Genomic DNA, 17,863 nt, shown 5'->3' on the forward strand with positions numbered 1-17,863 from the left:
AAGGACTGTTCAGCCCCTGAAAAACATCTCTTGAAAACTACTGCAGTCGGACAGCCTTGGCTGGAATTTGGCTTTGGGCCTTTTTCCTACTTCGTTTGAGCCGTTTTCGCTACGTTTTAGAGATGCTTGGAAAATGCGGCAGTATCCGTTAAAGCCGAATGATGTTCAACACGTCGCCTGACAGGCTGACCTGGACGCCCGAGCCCCACATCGGATCGCGACGCAAATCCTCGGAGACCTTGTAATGACCGGCGATGGAGATCAGTTCAGCGCTCAATTGCTGACAGAAAATCCGTGCCTTGGTGTCACCTTTGACGCCGGCCAGCGCACGGCCGCGCATCGGGCCGTATACATGGATGTTGCCATCGGCGAGAAGTTCCGCCCCCGGACTGACCGAAGAGACCACGACCAGATCGCCACCCTGGGCATATATCTGCTGGCCACCACGTACTGGCGTGGTGATTACGCGGGTCGGTTTGACGCTCGGCTCAGGCGGCTTTTCCGGCTTCTTTTTGACTTCGGCTTCCGGCGTCTCCAGCGGGCGCTCGCGGGCGCCGGAGGGCGGTAGCACGGGGATGTCGATGGCGATGGCGGCGGCGATGTCTTCGATGCGGCTGGCGCGAATGGCCAGGGTACGCAGACCGTGCTGACGGCAGACGCGCATCAGCCCCGGCAGATCAACCGCGCCTTGGTTCGGCGGCAGTTTGTCCAGCGCCAGGACCAGCGGTGCATTGCTGAAAAAATTCGGCGCCTGGGCGACTTTGGCGGCCAATTGCCGATCGAGGCTTTCGAGGTCGTTACGGGCCAGTTCCAGCACAGTGATGGCCAGCATGCTGCCCTTGAGCTGGAATACGGGATCTTGGTCTAACGGGTCGGTTTGGCTCATGTCGGCATACAACGGCTTGTCACTAAAAGTGCCGAGACTTATAACGAGAACGCCCGCGAGCCGCAAGCCGGGTCGAACGATGTAGAATGCGCGGCCACTGTATTTACGGAAGCTTTAATGGATCGCCCGCGTTTTCGAAAAGCATATCTTGCTCCGCGCTTCTGGCCGCTCTGGTGCGGTCTGGGGCTTTTGTGGCTGATCGTGCAGTTGCCGTATCCGGCGCTGCTGACCATCGGTCGAGTTTTGGGCGCGTTGATGTATCGCGTCGCCAGCGACCGGCGAACCATCGCCCGGCGCAATCTGGAATTGTGCTTCCCGGAAAAATCCGCCGCCGAGCGCAAACGCCTGCTCAAGGAAAACTTCGCCTCCACCGGCATCGCCTTTTTTGAAATGGCGATGAGCTGGTGGTGGTCGCGCGAGCGTCTGGCGAAACTGACCCACGTCGAAGGCCTTGAACATCTGCAGAAGGCCCAGCGCGAAGGCAAAGGCGTGATCCTCATGGCCGCGCATTTCACCACGCTGGAAATCGGCGCGGCGCTGCTCGGCCAGCAGCACACCATCGACGGCATGTACCGCGAACACAAAAACCCCTTGTTCGACTTCGTCCAGCGCCGTGGCCGCGAGCGGCACAATCTCGATTCGCTGGCGGTGGAGCGCGATGACGTGCGCGGCATGCTCAAACTGCTGCGCTCGGGACGGGCGATCTGGTATGCGCCGGATCAGGATTACGGCGCCAAGCAGAGCATCTTCGTGCCGCTGTTCGGCATTCAGGCCGCCACCGTCACTGCGACGACCAAGTTTGCACGGCTGGGCAAAGCGCTGGTGGTGCCGTTCACTCAGGAACGTCTGGCCGACGGCAGTGGTTATCGCCTGGTGATTCATCCGCCGCTGGAAGACTTCCCCGGCGAAAGCGAGGAGGCCGATTGCATCCGCATCAATCAGTGGGTCGAGAGCGCTTTGCGTGCCTGCCCCGAGCAGTATCTGTGGGCGCATCGGCGCTTCAAGAGTCGCCCACCGGGCGAGCCGAAGCTTTATCCCAAGCGTCGTTGATTCACCCGTACTGACAAGCACTGTGGAGTGTTGCGATGAGTCCTGCTGAACCGGTCACAGGTTTGATTCTTTCCGGCGGCGGGGCTCGGGCGGCTTATCAGGTCGGGGTGCTGGCGGCGATTGCCGAGTTGCTGCCGGTCGGCGCGGACAATCCGTTTCCGGTGATCGTCGGCACCTCGGCCGGGGCGATCAATGCGGTCAGCCTGGCCAGTGGTGCCATGGATTTTCGCGCTGCCATCGAACGCCTGACCCAGTTCTGGCAGGGCTTTCGCAGCCACCGCGTGTTGCGCAGCGACTGGCCGGGCGTGATCCATCAGGCCAGCCGTTTCGTCAGCCACAGCCTGCTCGGCCTCGGTCGGCAGATGCCGGTGGCGTTGCTCAACAGTTCGCCGCTGCGCGAGCTGCTCGAGGAAAAACTGCACCTGCCCGGCATCGCCGAATCCATCGCGCGCAAGCAATTGCACGCGGTAGCGGTGACCGCGTTTGGCTACGAATCGGGGCAAGCGGTGACGTTCTATCAGGGCGGCGGCACCATCGACGCCTGGCTGCGGCACCGCCGCATTGGCGTGCCGACGCAATTGTCGGTTGATCATCTGTTGGCCAGTTCGGCGATTCCGCTGTTGTTCGCGCCGGTGAAAATCGGCGAGGAGTATTTCGGTGACGGCGCCGTGCGCCAGTCGGCGCCGATCAGCCCGGCGCTGCATTTGGGGGCCAGTCGCGTGCTGGTGGTGGGCGTCAGCGGCAACCCGCGCGGCGTCGATCCGCAGCAGCCGCTGGAGCGCGCCTACAGCGGCCAGCAACCGACGTTGGCGCAGATTGGCGGGCACATGCTCAACAGCACGTTCATCGACAGTCTGGAGAGCGATATCGAGTTGCTGCAGCGTCTGAATCAGTTCAGTCATTTGCTCCCGGCCGGCACACCTACTCGTGCGCTGGGTGTGGCGCCGGTGGAAGTGCTGGTGATTGCGCCAAGTCAGCCGATCGACGAAATCGCCGCGCGGCATCGCCAGGAGTTACCGGCGGCGTTGCGCCTGTTTCTGCGCGGGCCGGGGGCGACGAAGACGAGCGGGGCGGGGGTGCTCAGTTACCTGCTGTTCGAGGCGGGGTATTGCAGCGAGTTGATCGAGTTGGGGCGGCGCGATGCGTTGGCCAAGCGCGAGGAGCTGTGCCGGTTTTTGCGGATATCTGAAGCGGTGGCTCCTGCCTGAAATCTGCGGTGAGGCCTTCGCGAGCAGGCTCGCTCCCACATTGGAACTCGGTCTGAATGTGGGAGCGAGCCTGCTCGCGAAGCTTTCAGGGTCAGAAGTGGAACTTGACCAGGAAGCTCGTGGTGCTCTGATCGGTCTTGAAGTACTGGCTGTCCTTGATCCCGTATTTGTCCGACCAGTAGTCGTACTCGACACCGACATACAACTGCTTCTCGCCGAAATTCAGCGCCTTGCCCAGGTCGTATTTGACCTGCGGGTTGAAGTGCAGGTTGGCGTGGTAGTCGCCCTTGGAATTGGAGTCGTTGTCGACCACCCAGTCCATGAAGCCGTCGATGAGGATGTTCGATTTGCCCACCGGGATGGTGTAGGACCACACCGGAGTGATCTGCCAGACATTGTCGCCGGCGCGTGCGCCCTGGGTGTGACGCTGGTAGAAGTTCAGCTGGAAGTAATCGAAGCCTGGAATCGCCAGGTCGAAGCCCGGACCGATCAGGTACGACTCGGTATCGCCTTCACCGAACTCGTAGGTCATGGCCAGCAACACGTCAGTCACCGGACCAAAGGCCAGTTTCTGATCGAGGATCTTGCCGAACGACAGGCGCGGGCTGAGCTCGCCGTAGTAGGTGTTGGAGCCGACGCCGCCATCATCCTTGCCGTTGTAGAAGATCTTGTCGATGAACAGGAAGTTGTCCCCATACTTCCAGGCATCGGCGTGCTCGAAGGTCACGGTCTGCTGAATGCGCGGGTTGACCTGGAAGTCCTTGCCATACAGGTAGGTCAGGCTGTTGTTCTGCCACTGCAGCAGGCCTTCGGCCATCGCCTGGCCGCCGGCGAACATCGATCCGGCCAGCATCAGGCTGGTGCACATACGTTTCATTCGGTTGCTCCCAAAGTAGGTGTTCCACGTTATTTTTTTAAGATCGGCGCTCTGATGTGGCGCCTTTTTTCGTACCGCAAATTTCATCCGATCGGTCAGCTTTGAATGCTGGTAGCAAAAGCTGCGCCAAGGCTTTTGAAAAACCAAAAAACGCCCGTTCGGCTGCTGAAAAACAGTCGACGAGCGTGTTTTCGGGGTGCCTCAGGACTGACCGCAGCCGGGATAAGTTGGCTTTTCGGTCAGAAATTGAATTCAGGCTTTTTTTTAGAGCGAATTCGGAAGGCCGCGGAGAATACTGACTCCTCGGCCAACGCTCAAGTGCCCCGCAACAGAGCACCGACGGCAAGCATGGCGCACGGTTGCGGGCCATCTCAGAAGTGCACCTTCAGCAGCAGGCTGGCGGTGTTCTGGTTGGTATCGAACGCGTGGCTGTTTTCGATGCCGTATTTGTTCTTCCAGTAGCTGTACTCGGTGCCGACGTACAGCTGTTTCTGGCTCCAGCCCATGGCTTTGCCGAGGTCGTATTTGATCTGCGGATTGATGTGCAGGTTGGCGTGGTAGGTACCGCGCGAGTTTTCGTCGTTGTCGACGACCCAGTCGAGGTAGCCGTCGATCAGCACATCGGAATTGCCCAGCGGGAAGCTGTAGGACCACGCGGGGGTGATTTGCCAGACACCATCGCCGGGCCGCGGGCCTTCGGTCTGGCGACGGAAAATGTTCAGGGTGACGTAGTTGAAGCCGGGCACTTTCAGGTCGAAGCCGGGGCCGATCAGATAGGCCTCGGTTTCGCCTTCGCCGTACTCGTAGGTCATCGCCAACAGCACATCCTTGATCGGGCCGAACTCGATCTTGCGGTCGAGGATCTTGCCGAAGGACAGACGCGGGGTGAACTCGCCGTAGAAAGTATGCGCCCCTTTGTTCGGGTCTTCCTTGCCGTTGTAGAAGATCTTGTCGACGAACAGAAAGTTGTCGCCGTACTTCCACTTGTCGGCGTGCTCGAAGGTGACCGTCTGCTGATACGAGGGGTTGATCGCGAAATTCTTGCCGTACAGATAGCTGAGGCTGTTGCTCTGCCACAGCAGCAGATCGCCGGCCATGGCCTGACTCGCGGCCAGCAGGCCGCCACTCAACAGAACGTTGCTTTGCGTGCGGATCATCTGTTGCTCCCTGTTGTTTTTATTGTTTGAGGCACAAGCAGTTGCGTAGTCTCTGTGGGAGCGAGCCTGCTCGCGAAGCGGTTGTGTCAGTCGCCATCAATGTTGAATGACACAGCGCTTTCGCGAGCAGGCTCGCTCCCACAGGTGGTGTGGTGGTTTCAATCAGTGCGCATGGCAATCGTTGATCGCCGTACGCTCCTTGCCGCCGAGGATGTTGAACAGCAGGTTCAGGGTCAGCGCGCTGAGGGTGGCCATGGCGATGCCGCTGTGGGTGATCGGGCTCATCCACATGGGCAAGTGGGCGAAGAATTCCGGACGCACCACCGGGATCAGGCCCATGCCGATGCTTACCGCGACCAGCAACTGATTGCGGCGGTCACCGATGTCCGCCTCTTGGAGGATCTTGATGCCAGTGGCGGCGACCATGCCGAACATCGCAATTGCCGCGCCGCCCAGCACCGCCGGTGGAATCGATGCCACCAGAAACGCCGCTTTCGGCAACAGGCTGAGGACGATCAGCAGACCGCCGGCAACGATGGTCACCGAACGGCAGCGCACACCGGTCATCTGCACCAAGCCGATGTTCTGCGCGAACGAGGAGTGGGTGAAGGTGTTGAAGAAACCGGCGAAGAACGACGCGCCGGCATCGCACAACAAGCCACGACGGAGCATGCGCGGGCAGACTTCCTGGCCGGTGATTTTGCCCAGCGCGAGGAACATCCCGGTGGACTCGACGAAGATGATCACCACCACCAGACACATCGACAGAATCGGTGCCAGCTCGAATTTCGGCATGCCGAAATGCAGCGGGGTGACGAACTGAATCCACGGTGCGCTGGCCATGCCGCTGAGGTCGACCATGCCGATCACGCCGCACAGTACATAGCCCAGGCACATGCCGATCAGCACCGAAATATTGACCCAGAATCCGCGCATGAAACGATGAACCAGAAGAATCGTCGCCAGCACCAGCGCAGCGATGGCCAGATAAATCGGCGAACCGAATTGCGCGGCGTCGACACCGCCACCGGCCCAGTTCACGGCCACAGGGAACAACGATAAACCGATCGAGGTGATGACCGTGCCGGTCACCAGTGGCGGGAAGAAACGCACGACCTTGGACATGAACGGCGCGATCAGCATGCCGAAGAAACCGGCAGCTATCGTCGCACCGAAGATCCCTTGCAGACCGATGCCGGGCATGCCGGCCATGGCCACCATGCTGCCGACCGCAGCGAAACTGGCGCCCATCATCACCGGCATGCGAATGCCCATCGGGCCGATGCCGAGCGACTGCACGATGGTGGCGATGCCGGCGACCAGCAGGTCGGCGTTGATCAGGAAGGCGATTTCTTCACGACTCAGGCCAGCGGCCTGTCCGATGATCAGCGGCACCGCGATGGCACCGCCGTACATCAGCAGAACATGTTGCAGACCGACCAGGATCAGTTGCAAAAGGGGCAAACGCTGAATGGCGGGTGCGTCGGGGATGCGCGCTTTGGACAGCTCGGACATGCAACACCTCGGATCTTTTTTATTCTTGTGATTAACAGCTGCCGGGTTGCTTGCAGCTGTTTCTTTGCATCAGGCAGACCGCGGAGCGGCCATTCGCGGGCAAGCCCGCTCCCACACAGGCTATGCAAAACCCTGTGGGAGCTGGCTTGCCAGCGATGCTTTTAACGATTAATTGGTTTGTGCTCCCTGGGCAATCCAGGCACCGATCAGGTCACGTTCCTGCTGGGTCATCTGGGTGATGTTGCCCAGTGGCATGATCTGCGTGGTGATGGCTTGCGCCTGAATGCGCGCGGCGTTCTGGCGGATCTGCTCGGGGGTGTCGAACATCACACCGGCCGGGGCTGCGCTGAACAACGGGCTGGTCGGCTTGGACGAATGGCACACCGTGCAACGCTCTTGAATCACGTTGTGCACCTTGTCGAAACCGGGGCCGGCATTCGAGGCTTGCGCGGGTGCCGCCGCAGGGGCTGCGGGTGCCGCAGGTTGCGCCGCTTCGGCCGGTTTCGCGCCACCGCCCAGTGCCGTTTCCGGCAGCGGTTGGTACTCGATTTTCGCCGGTGCCTTGGCCACTTCAGGTGCGCTCGACATCGGCGCCGGGCCAGTGACGTAGGCCAGGCAGATCATGCCCACCGCTGCCACCGGCAGGGTCCAGGCAAACTTGTGGCTGTCGTGACGGGTGTTGAAGTAGTGACGCACCAATACCGCCAACACCGCGATCCCGGCGAGGATCAACCAGTTGTACTGGCTGCCGTAAGTGCTCGGGAAGTGGTTGCTGATCATGATGAACAGCACTGGCAGGGTGAAGTAGTTGTTGTGACGCGAACGCAGCAGACCCTTGGCCGGCAGGGCCGGATCCGGCGTGCGGTTCTCGGCAATCGCCGCGACCAGTGCCCGTTGCGCCGGCATGATGATGCGGAACACGTTACCGACCATGATGGTGCCGATGATCGCGCCAACGTGCAGGTACGCACCCCGACCGCTGAACACTTTGCTGAAGCCATAGGCGGCGGCAATGATCAGCACGAACAGGATGAAGCCGAGCAGGGCGGGTTTCTTGCCCAGGGCCGAATCGCAGAGGAAGTCGTAGACAAACCAGCCGACGATCAGCGAGCCGATACCGATGGCCACGCCTTCAGGACCGCTGAGGCCACTGCCCGGTGCCACGAGGTAGAGCACCGGATTGGAGTAGAACACCACGCACAGCAGCGCGATCCCCGACATCCAGGTGAAGTAGGCTTCCCACTTGAACCAGTGCAGGTTGTCCGGCATGGACGGTGGGGCCAGTTTGTATTTTTCCAGGTGGTAGATGCCGCCGCCGTGGATCGCCCACAGATCACCGGCCAGACCGGTTTTCGGGTTGACGCGGTTGAGGTTGTTCTCCAGCCAGACGAAGTAGAACGACGCGCCGATCCAGGCCACGCCAGTGATCATGTGAACCCAGCGCACGCTCAGGTTCAGCCATTCCAACAGATGTGCTTCCACAGTCTTTACCTCTCGCCTGTCACTCTTGTTGTCGAGTGATCAGACCTTCTCTTATTGGTGGGGGGCGAGGATCAACCGCTCATCCTCTTTGAAAAAATGCTCATCGCAGTTATTGCCTGTGCCACTGCGATCAACCACCAGGAAGTCATCCCGCTTTTCGATCGTCAGCACCGGGTGGTGCCAAACGCCGCGATGGTAATTGATGCCCTGCCTGCCGTTGGTGACGAAGGCGCGGACCAAGCCTGATACAGGTTCATCGCCAACTGGCGCGACCACGATCAGAAAGGGGTTGCCGAGCAGCGGAATGAAAGCCTGGCTGCCCAGCGGATGGCGTTCCAGCATGCAAACGGTCAGCGGCATGTCCTGCGCATCGGCGCGGAAAATGCTGATGATTGCGTTGTCCTCAGGCGTCGCGGTTTCGACCGTCGCCAGTTTGTGGAAGCGCATGGTCGAACCGTTGTTGATCATGAAGTGATCGCTGCCGTCGGTTTCGATCACGTCACCGAAAGGGGCGAAGGCTTCTTTGGTCAGCGGTTCAATCGTCAGTGTGCGCATGCTGTTCTTCTTTTCGTTGAGTGATCGTTCCCACGCTCTGCGTGGGAATGCAGCCCGTGACGCTCCGCGTCACATCCAAAGCGGACGCAGAGCGTCCAGTGATGCATTCCCACGCAGAGCGTGGGAACGATCATTGCAGTGTTATTTAGCGACCTTGCCCAATACACGCAGGCGACTCACGCCACCATCCGGGAACACGTTCAGGCGGATGTGGGTGATCGGGCCGAGTGCCTTGATCTGCTCGACGAAGGTGTGTTCGGCGTGCATTTCAAGCTTCTGGCTTGGCAGCAGTTCGCGCCAGAACAGCGACTGGGTTTCGATCTGGCTGTCGGTGCCGCCCTTGACGAACGCGCCCTGGATCGAGCAGGTGTCCGGGTAGTTGCCTTTGAAGTGCAGGGTGTCGACGACGATTTTTTCGATCTCGCCCGGATGACCCAGCGCGACGATCACCCAGTCATTGCCCGGCGTGCGACGACGTGCGGTTTCCCAGCCGTCGCCCATGTTGATGCCACGGCCCGGGTTGAGGATGTTGCTCATGCGGCCGAAGTGTTCGTCGGAGCAGGCGAGGGCGCGGCCACCGTTAAGGGCTGCGGCCAGATCGACCTGCTCGTTGTCGCCCACAGCGGACCAGTCGCGGAACGGAATGCCGTACACGCGCAGACGGGCCACACCGCCGTCCGGGTAGATGTTGAAGCGCAGGTGGCTGAACGCTTTGTCGTTGCTGATTTCGTGGTAGTGGTGGCTGTTGCCCTGCAGCTCGACGGCCGACAGCACTTCGGTCCACTGGGTGTTTTCATCCGGCTCGCCCGAGGCCAGGAAGCACGCTTCCAGCGAGGCCGATGGCGGGTAGTTGCCGGTGAAGAATGAAGTGTCGATGTCCACGCCTTTGATCGAGCCCGGTACGCCCAGACGGATCACCGCGCTGTCGTAACCTTCGAAGCGCTTGCGGCGCGACTCCCAGCCGTCCATCCACTTGCCGTTGTCATCGAACACGCCCTCCTTCCATACGGCCGGGGTCGGTTGGAACAGACGATTGGCGTCTGCGAACCAGTCATCGGTGACCGAAATGATCTTGGTGCCCAGACGGGCGTCGGCCAGGTTGACGTATTTTTCGAAAGGTACGGCGTAAGCTTTCATTCTTCTTGTCTGCCTTTGATAAGTTGGCTGGGGATGCTCGCAGGGCCCTGGGCGTTTGCGCGTTCATGCACGCTCGGGCCAGGCTTGCTAAAGAGTCAGTAAACGGAACAGGGCAATCTTGTTGATCTCCGCCAGCGCGCATTTGAACTCGGCTTCCACCGAATGGTTGATGCGCGTTTCGAACGCCGCGAGGATCTGATGCCGGTTGCTGCCTTTTACCGCCATGATGAAGGGAAACTTGAACTTGGCTTTGTAGGCGTCGTTCAGCTCGGTGAAGCGCTGGAACTCTTCGGCCGTGCATTGGTGAATACCGGCGCCAGCCTGTTCATTGGTGCTGGCTTCGGTCAGTTGGCCCTGGACGGCAGCTTTGCCGGCCAGGTCCGGGTGAGCGTTGATCAGGGCCAGCTGGCTGGCATGATCGGCGCTCAACAGGATATCGCTCATGCGCTGGTGCAGGGTTTCGATCTCGTCGATCGAAGCGTCCGCACCGAGGTCGTAGGCCTTTTCGGCCACCCATGGCGAATGTTCGTAGATGTCGGCGAAGGCTTTGACGAAAGCGTCGCGGCTCAGGGTCGACGGTTGCAGGGTTTGAAAGCGGCTCATTTTGCAGTCCCTTGGTACGGGTGGGTTTGCTGCCAGTGGCGTGCGATGTCGACGCGACGGCTGAACCACACCTGTTCATGACTTTTGGCGTATTCGATAAAGCGCTTGAGCGAAGCGAGGCGACCAGGACGGCCGATCAGGCGGCAGTGCAGACCGATCGAAAGCATTTTCGGTGCCTCGGCACCTTCGGCGTAAAGCACGTCGAACGCGTCTTTGAGGTATTCGAAGAAATCGTCACCCTTGTTGAAACCCTGCACTTGCGTGAAGCGCATGTCGTTGGTGTCGAGGGTGTAGGGGATCACCAGATGCGGCTTGCCGGTCGGGTTGTTCGGTTCCCAGTAGGGCAGGTCATCGTCGTAGGTATCGCAGTCGTAGAGGAAACCGCCTTCTTCCATGACCAGGCGACGGGTATTCGGCCCGGTACGGCCGGTGTACCAGCCCAGCGGACGCTCGCCGGTCAGTTCGGTGAGGATGCGGATCGCTTCGAGCATGTGCTCGCGTTCCTGCGCTTCGTCCATGTACTGGTAGTCGATCCAGCGGTAGCCGTGGCTGCAGATTTCATGGCCGGCTTCGACCATCGCACGGATCACATCCGGGTGACGCTGGGCGGCCATGGCCACGGCGAAGATGGTCAGCGGAATATCGAATTCCTTGAACAGCTTCAAAATGCGCCAGACGCCGGCGCGGCTGCCATACTCGTAAAGCGATTCCATGCTCATGTTGCGCGCGCCCTGCAGCGGCTGCGCAGCGACCATCTCGGAGAGGAAGGCTTCGGATTCCTTGTCGCCGTGCAGAATATTGCGCTCGCCACCTTCTTCGTAATTGAGCACGAAGGACAGGGCGATCCGGGCATTGCCCGGCCAGTGTGGGTGAGGAGGGTTACTGCCGTAACCGATCAGGTCGCGTGGGTAGTCAGCGCTCACTGCAGTCTTCCTTCTTGTACGTTGACAGATTGGTGTGGCGGCCTGGCAGGCTGGCGTCACAGCGATGGGCTGATTGTATACAACTTTATTTACATTTTGTAAGCCTGAATTTTCGCATTTTTCACCGGCTGTCATCTTTTGCTGTTAATGGTTCCGGCCTGCAAGAAACCTGCCTGACCAGTCAGCTAATGAATAGAAGGTTCAATGATCAGGCGCTTTGCCTGCGAATTGGCGATTAAGGCCCGGATGGCGGGGGGAAGCGAAAAATGTCGTTTTTATTGTGTACAATTTTTTTGAAAAGTGTCTTAATCAGTCGCTCGCCGCAGCGTTTCGTGCTCCGAAACGGTGCGGTCTCCTTTTCAACTGACTTCGGGAGGCGCGAGGTCTGACCGCTTGTTGCGGCCGGGCGCGCAGAATCAATGGGACGTTTGACAACACACGTTTTGGACGCTGCACACGGTTGCCCGGGCAGTTCGATCAAGGTCGAGCTGTACCGCGTTGAAGGTTCGCACCTGGAATTGGTCGCCAGTGCGACAACCAACAGCGATGGCCGGGTCGATGCGCCGTTGCTGCAAGGCGATGATTACCGCACCGGGGTTTATCAGGTGCAGTTCCATGCCGGCGATTACTACCGCGCCCGGGGCGTGCAACTGCCCGAGCCGGCCTTCCTGGACGTGGTGGTGCTGCGTTTCGGCATCTCCGCCGAGCAGGAGCACTATCACGTGCCCCTGCTGATTTCGCCTTACAGCTATTCCACGTATCGGGGCAGCTGACCCCCAAGCAGCTGCCCCCACCGGGAAGCGACTGCGCATATAGCTTCTTTGGTCTTTCGCCCGCTCACACTGCGGGCTTTTTTTATGCCTGTTTACAGCTCATCTGCCGGTGCAGGCGGGTAGCTGCTCAGCGCTCGCGGATAATGAATACCGAATCTGGCGTGGACGCGACCTTCAATACGCCCCCGATCAGCCATACCACTTTGTTCTGCGCGGCTGCATCGGTCAGTGCCTTGAAGGCGTCCTTACCGATTCTGGCGAGCAAGCCCGGTTCCGCCAGTTCGTTGCCAGGCACATGAGTCAGGCCGGCCTGACTGATCGCTCCCAGTTTCAAAAAGAAGATCTGATCGTGACCGGCTCGTTTGAAGACCAGCGTCGGCATTCTGTGCTCATAAGTCAGTGGAAACAGCTCGTAACCACAGCCGACCAGCAACGCGCCGAGCAATCGCCGCAGATTCAGATCCGAGGGATAGGTCTTGTAATGATTCCAGGCAGAGGGGAAATGCTGCGGATCGAAGCTCAGGCGTTGCAATTCGCTGTCGGTCTGGGAAGGCATCGGAATAAGCCGTTTGCTTCCCAGGTCGATGTCCGGCGCAACGGCCAGCATGTTCAGCGGGTCGGCAAAATCGGGAGCTGTGGAAAACGGCAGTTGTTTCCACTGATGCAGAACGGCCTGGACATTGATCAATCCGGTGCCGGTAATCGTCTCGGAGTGATCGGCGAGTTCGAACAACCTGCGGGCGACGGCCCTTGCTGTTGCTTCAGAGAAATCGGGGAACGCGCGAGCGACGGACGTTGATATCGGCTCTTCAAAAAAACGTTTGCCCGGATGGACCTCACCCGGATCACTGCCGATGCGAAAAGTCGCTACCGGCTGTCGCTCGGGCATGTTTATCAGCATGCTTTCGAAAGTATTGAAATCTGTCGGGACAAACTCGGGATGACATACGAAATACACTTTGGGTGTCGTGTTCGAGCCGACAGGGACGATTGGATAATGCAGCCAGCCAAGCTGTACCGATTCGATGTGCACAGGTTTGTTCAGGTGCCCCCAGGGCAGCCAGAAATACGGGGTCAGCTCCTCAGGCGGAGTCGTGGCTTTCGACGCGGTAAGTGTTTCTGTGGCCTCGGCAAGTCGTGGACGCTTGCTCGGGCCGGGGACTGCGTTGTCGGACTGGCTGGCTTCGGGCTTGGTACCTGATGGCTTCGTCCCGGGTGTTTTTCGCCGCCAGAACACGGTGCCGGGGATTTGCTCGAAGAAAACGTCGGGTGCATTGGTCGTTGAGGCAAACGCTTGTTGATATTCACCGTCCTGGTTTTTGCGCACCATGACGGTGCCGTCTACCGTGGTTACGAAGGTCTGCCTGAGTCTGTTGTAACGAAGGCCTTCTGTCGCCATTTCCGGCTTGGTCAACGTCATGGCGTCGGCCGGCGAGATGTATGAGGGCAAGTGTGGCGTGGAGGACGCAGGCCGGTTGGAGGGCCTCGCGGGCCGCTGGATTTGCCAGATCGCCTGACCCTCGGTTCGCGTCAGAGGCAGGCCGGGCACGCCGGGCGCGAAGGTCAGTGGCACATGGTAGTTGCCTTGCCCGTCCTGCTCGACGACAAATTGGCCTTCATTGGCGATTTGAGCGTAGGTGCGCTGATCCGGTCCAGTGAACAAGCCATCGTTCTGCGTCACCGGTACCAATTCGTGGAAACGCTCTTGCGGCCAGGCGATTGCGTTCCGAGTGGCGCTGAAATCATGCGCTGCATCTGGCAAGGCATGAAGGCTGACCGTGGGCACTGCGTTGGCTGCGGCAGAGGTGGCTGGCGCTTGGCTGATCGCCGGCGAATCGATGCCCAGGAGCAGGGCGTCAGGCATGTCCAGGCCCACATTTTTGACGAGGGGCGGTGATCCGGGATGTGTGGCATCGGGCGAATCGGGCGATTTTATGGTCGGGATTTTTTTGGGTGATTTGGCCATGGGAAATACTCGGAAAAAGAGCGCGCAGACGCGTGCGGGTGCCGCGTAGACAGTACGCTGATAAAAAAAGGGTGTTTGTTGACGGGTTACCGCGAATTACGCGGGAGGCACTTTCATCAGCGAAACAGGGCGGAAAATGTTGGTCTGGTGACTGCAGCGATTCACTACTCTTAAAGCAGACTTTTCGATGCGGGATTTGTCGGCACGCAATACCCAGCCATGGGCGGCCAGGTTGTAGCCCACGCGCGCGGTTTCGTCGTTGACGCAGATAACGTTCCAGACTTTGACTTCGTCGTTGGCCAATGCGGCAAGATATGGCGGGAGCGCTTTTGAGGCGTCGGGCTCTTCGAAAAAACGTGCATCAAGCCCATCCAGATAAATGCGATCAAAGACCAGATCGACCGTGTGCACAACTCCACCGGTTGTAATAACGCGGACTTGATCTATCAGATCTTCGCTTCCATAGACCGGCAGATAAAAAGTGGTTGTGCCGATGGAGAGCCGGTTTTCTTCCAGCCTTATTTCGACCTTGCCGAGCTGCGTTGCATCAAGTTCCCAAGTGGATGAATAGGGCAGGCGAACTTTGGCATCGGCAAGTGCGCCGGGAGTCGAGAGTTTGATGGTCATGTCCGGGAGTACGTGGATGAGATAACTCGAACCTTCTCCTTCGTAGTTGTCCATGTCGGTTTGCACGGCCAGTCGAATCGGCGTTGCGCAAACTCTTGTACGGCCCATCGGTTCAGCTGCTTTTTCAGCCAGATTGTGAAAGTAGCGCTGAGAGCGAACCTCGAGCGGCAGTTTCATCTGGGTCACCCAATCCCGCGATACCGTGAAATCCGTAAAGGCAGGTGCGATTTCGGTTTGCGCTGTAAGCTCGGCATCTGCAACGACACCGTCCTTGAAAATCAATACGTAACGGCTGAACGGACGAACAGCCATGGTGCGCAGGATCTTCGTAATATTGTCGTGATCGTCTTCGTTACGCGCAGCGGAGTAATAATTGAGCTTGATGCTTTTCGCGCCGAAGTGATAGACGAGATGGCAACCAACAGTCAGGTGATATGACTTGGGTTTGTCCGAGAAAAAATGCGCCTCCGCTTTTGTCAGCTCGTCGCTGCGGAAATCCAGATATATCCGGGTAATGACATCAGAACGTAAAACTGCGTAAAAAGTGGTTGTCTTGCCGGTTCTCGGGACGTAATAGGCAGCGGGTTTGCGGTGGCGGATCCAGCATTCCGCTGCATAAATAATGATCGGGTTTACCGGTTTTCCTCGTTTGAGGAAAATTTCGGTTATTTCTACGGTGTGGCCGTCCGGGATTGTGTCTGGCAGATCAAGTCTGAAATGGAAATCATCGCTGGTTACGAAAACCAGGTTTTTGTTGCTCAACTTTCTAGTGTGTTCGGTGTTCGTATAAACGTCATGAATGGTCAACACGTTTTTGAGGTGGTCAGACGTTTCGAAACCTGAGCGGATGACCAGGTCGTTACCCTCGATATCAAAGGATTCAATCAACTCCTTGCGCCAGTTCATGACGATGTAGCTGGTCTGTTCACGATCATCGACAATGGAAAAACGGCCCGCCACATGCGCAATGTAATATTGATCGGTGCCGGCGCCTCCCGACGCTTTTGCTCTTTCGTGAGAGAGAAATATCTGGTCGTCCCCAGCGCCAGCTTCAATGCTGTCGCTGCCCCGGGATTTGATGATGTTGTTTTGCGCGGAGCCCGTTACCACGCTTGCCGCGCGATGGACTGTCTCAACGTTTTCGATGCTGTCCAGCAAACTGTGCAGGATAAATATCCGGTTATTGTCGGCATCGACATCGCTCGTGATGATCTGCAATGTTCCAGCCAGCAGATCTACGTCATAGCCAGTTCTGTTGGTATTACGGGAGGAGTAGCTGCCGCCGAGTACCAGTGTGTCATTTCCTGCGCCGCCGCTCAGCGTCGAATGATCTGCGACATGGCGACCCCTTTCAAGGAAGTCCGCTGCGTTCTCAAACAGGAACTGGTCATTTTCTTCGCCGCCCGAAAGTTGTTTTTTTCCTGACTTGTAATGGAAGGTGTTGGGTTTTTTTCTACCCCTTTGATCGAGTCGTTGCCCTCGCTGATGAACCAGAGAACGTTCTTGCCCTCTGCGGCGACCCCCAACTCCGCGCCGGGTGTATCTTTTGTTACCCCTGCGCGTGCATCAATGATGTCATCAGTGCCTACCACTTCAGGGACATTGACCGATTCCCACGCATCCTGTTTGGTCCACCAGTTTCGTTTCCAGACCCGCGTTGGTTTCAGGCGCACATCGAACTTGCCGTTGACGATGGCTTCGGTGGTCTCTTTCAAGGGGCCGTCGAGCAGCGTTCTGGCGGACTTTTTCAGTTGCAGAGAGTGCTGCAACAGCGTTTTTGCCTTGATATAGCGGTTTTGAACGCTTTGATCGACCTCCATCATGCAGAACGAAAACCAACCGCTACGCCACCGTTCATCGACAGTCAATTCAATGTAGTCATCTATATCGTCAACGATACGTACTGCGCCGTAGACCTGTGAGCCGATGGCGAGAATCGCGCCGGCTGCAAGTCCGACAGGGCCGGCAAACGAGAACCCGGCCATCGCGGCGGACCCGAGGATGACAGTCATGGCTGCACTGGTAATGCTCAGGCCAGCGCTGACGTAATGATCCATCGCTTCTTTGCCGGTGGCATTCTGAGCGGCGTTCATCGACCTCACGGCGGTAAAGATGTCGAAGGGCAGCGTCAGCATGCCGCCGACCAACCCTCCCGATCGACCCAATCTGAGTGCAAAGCGGGTTTTGGCGAAGTCCCGATAAGCACTTTGCCCGGCTGTGAGCATCTGCGTGGCTATCTTGCTCACCGCGACATCGGCCGCGATGGAGCCCAGCTCCGATACAATGCCTGCGCTGTTTATCGCTATTTCAGCAGTGTTTTCGGCTTTGATCGCATCGACAACGCCGCGAATTCCCATAAAGATGCCGAAGCCCTGGATGCCCACGCTGGAGCCCAGCGTCGCGTAACTTTTAGTCAATGCGGCCCAGCGGGGATGATGTTTGGGGACGTGCACGTGTTGCAGATCAAGCGACTGTGCGGCACTCAGAAGTTTGGCAAGTTTGTCGCGGTAATTGCTGGATACAGTATCTGTAGCATTCTCCCTCAAGAGCCGGGGAGCGGTGAGCGGGCGCTGGCTGGCCATTTCAAACAGGAGCGTGGGCAACAAGTAGCTATCGCTGCCCGTTGAAGTTTTCAGGTAGTGTTCAACTTTATTGGCGTCGAACTGCAGGCTATTGATAAAAGAGCGCTTGGGGCGGCGAAAGAAACTGTTCTCGCCATTCAACGGCTGACCATCAATGGTCGCGCCTAATCCGTCGAGTGCAGTACGGGTAATCGAAATGTCGCCAATTTCGAAAGGGCCGAAAACTTCGTCCACCATATGCAACTGACTCGATTTTTCGTTAGTTCGGCTCTGATCAATGGTTGAGGGCTTGTATTCGTTGGCTTCATAGCCCAGATCCATGATTATTACGGTATCGGAAACAGGTTGCAGGTCCGCATGTATTGAAGGGTCGGTTTGTGCTGTTGCTTCGCTTATCAGTGTGGCCATTAGAACTTCCTTGTTCCGGCAATTGTCGTTAAGGCGAAGAATATTACGTTGGCTTTTCCAGAGCTGTATATCGGGGGGTTGTTGCTATCTATTGCATATCAAAGATTGAATGTT

The 17,863-nt window shown here is 58.3% G+C and carries 15 protein-coding genes; 3 read left to right on the forward strand and 12 right to left on the reverse strand.

What is annotated here, in order from left to right:
• Positions 1–148 precede the first annotated feature (148 nt).
• Complete coding sequence (minC, locus tag AB4N41_RS17135) at positions 149–886, reverse strand: septum site-determining protein MinC (RefSeq protein ID WP_024012205.1); 738 nt, start codon at positions 884–886, stop codon at positions 149–151.
• 117 nt (positions 887–1,003) lie between these two features.
• On the opposite strand from minC, the gene AB4N41_RS17140 reads away from it, so the two are divergent.
• Entirely contained in the window at positions 1,004–1,936 is a 933-nt protein-coding gene (locus tag AB4N41_RS17140) for a lipid A biosynthesis lauroyl acyltransferase (RefSeq protein ID WP_252877734.1), read from the forward strand.
• 35 nt (positions 1,937–1,971) lie between these two features.
• Positions 1,972–3,144: a patatin-like phospholipase family protein gene (locus AB4N41_RS17145; RefSeq protein WP_041479321.1), complete on the forward strand. Its 1,173-nt coding sequence runs from the start codon at positions 1,972–1,974 to the stop codon at positions 3,142–3,144.
• 91 nt (positions 3,145–3,235) lie between these two features.
• Here the strand turns inward: AB4N41_RS17145 and AB4N41_RS17150 are convergent, their stop codons facing one another.
• The 8 genes from AB4N41_RS17150 to puuE form a co-directional block, all read right to left on the reverse strand.
• Positions 3,236–4,021, reverse strand: a complete 786-nt coding sequence (locus AB4N41_RS17150; RefSeq protein WP_095180785.1) for an outer membrane protein OmpK — start codon at positions 4,019–4,021, stop codon at positions 3,236–3,238.
• Positions 4,022–4,392: 371 nt separating this feature from the next.
• Entirely contained in the window at positions 4,393–5,178 is a 786-nt protein-coding gene (locus AB4N41_RS17155) for an outer membrane protein OmpK (protein WP_252877735.1), read from the reverse strand.
• A gap of 162 nt (positions 5,179–5,340) precedes the next feature.
• The gene (locus tag AB4N41_RS17160; protein WP_252877736.1) at positions 5,341–6,693 is read right to left on the reverse strand and encodes a nucleobase:cation symporter-2 family protein; all 1,353 of its coding nucleotides are present in this window, start codon (positions 6,691–6,693) and stop codon (positions 5,341–5,343) included.
• Between the two features lie 168 nt (positions 6,694–6,861).
• Positions 6,862–8,175: a urate hydroxylase PuuD gene (locus AB4N41_RS17165; RefSeq protein ID WP_236169474.1), complete on the reverse strand. Its 1,314-nt coding sequence runs from the start codon at positions 8,173–8,175 to the stop codon at positions 6,862–6,864.
• Between the two features lie 51 nt (positions 8,176–8,226).
• Complete coding sequence (locus tag AB4N41_RS17170; protein ID WP_016773758.1) at positions 8,227–8,730, reverse strand: ureidoglycolate lyase; 504 nt, start codon at positions 8,728–8,730, stop codon at positions 8,227–8,229.
• A 141-nt stretch (positions 8,731–8,871) separates the two neighbouring features.
• Positions 8,872–9,867: an allantoicase gene (alc, locus tag AB4N41_RS17175; RefSeq protein ID WP_071171520.1), complete on the reverse strand. Its 996-nt coding sequence runs from the start codon at positions 9,865–9,867 to the stop codon at positions 8,872–8,874.
• Positions 9,868–9,954: 87 nt separating this feature from the next.
• Positions 9,955–10,470 carry a 2-oxo-4-hydroxy-4-carboxy-5-ureidoimidazoline decarboxylase gene (gene uraD, locus AB4N41_RS17180; RefSeq protein ID WP_252877737.1) on the reverse strand — a complete coding sequence of 172 codons (516 nt, stop codon included), beginning with the start codon at positions 10,468–10,470 and terminating at the stop codon, positions 9,955–9,957.
• A complete protein-coding gene (puuE, locus tag AB4N41_RS17185) occupies positions 10,467–11,393 on the reverse strand; it encodes an allantoinase PuuE (protein WP_042608504.1) in 927 nt (308 codons plus the stop codon). The genes uraD and puuE overlap by 4 nt, the downstream gene beginning before the upstream one ends.
• A 419-nt stretch (positions 11,394–11,812) precedes the next feature.
• Here puuE and uraH point away from each other — a divergent pair, with 419 nt between their 5' ends.
• Positions 11,813–12,166, forward strand: a complete 354-nt coding sequence (uraH, locus tag AB4N41_RS17190; protein WP_041479332.1) for a hydroxyisourate hydrolase — start codon at positions 11,813–11,815, stop codon at positions 12,164–12,166.
• A 127-nt stretch (positions 12,167–12,293) separates the two neighbouring features.
• Here uraH and AB4N41_RS17195 read toward each other — a convergent pair whose 3' ends face one another.
• The 3 genes from AB4N41_RS17195 to AB4N41_RS17205 form a co-directional block, all read right to left on the reverse strand.
• Positions 12,294–14,132, reverse strand: a complete 1,839-nt coding sequence (locus tag AB4N41_RS17195; protein WP_252877738.1) for a hypothetical protein — start codon at positions 14,130–14,132, stop codon at positions 12,294–12,296.
• 96 nt (positions 14,133–14,228) lie between these two features.
• Positions 14,229–15,977 (reverse strand): hypothetical protein, encoded by a 1,749-nt coding sequence (locus AB4N41_RS17200; RefSeq protein WP_460137865.1) that lies wholly within the window; start codon positions 15,975–15,977, stop codon positions 14,229–14,231.
• A 98-nt stretch (positions 15,978–16,075) separates the two neighbouring features.
• Entirely contained in the window at positions 16,076–17,749 is a 1,674-nt protein-coding gene (locus AB4N41_RS17205; RefSeq protein WP_460137866.1) for a hypothetical protein, read from the reverse strand.
• Between the last annotated feature and the right edge of the window lie 114 nt (positions 17,750–17,863).

This window comes from Pseudomonas sp. S2_A10 (genome assembly GCF_054668465.1).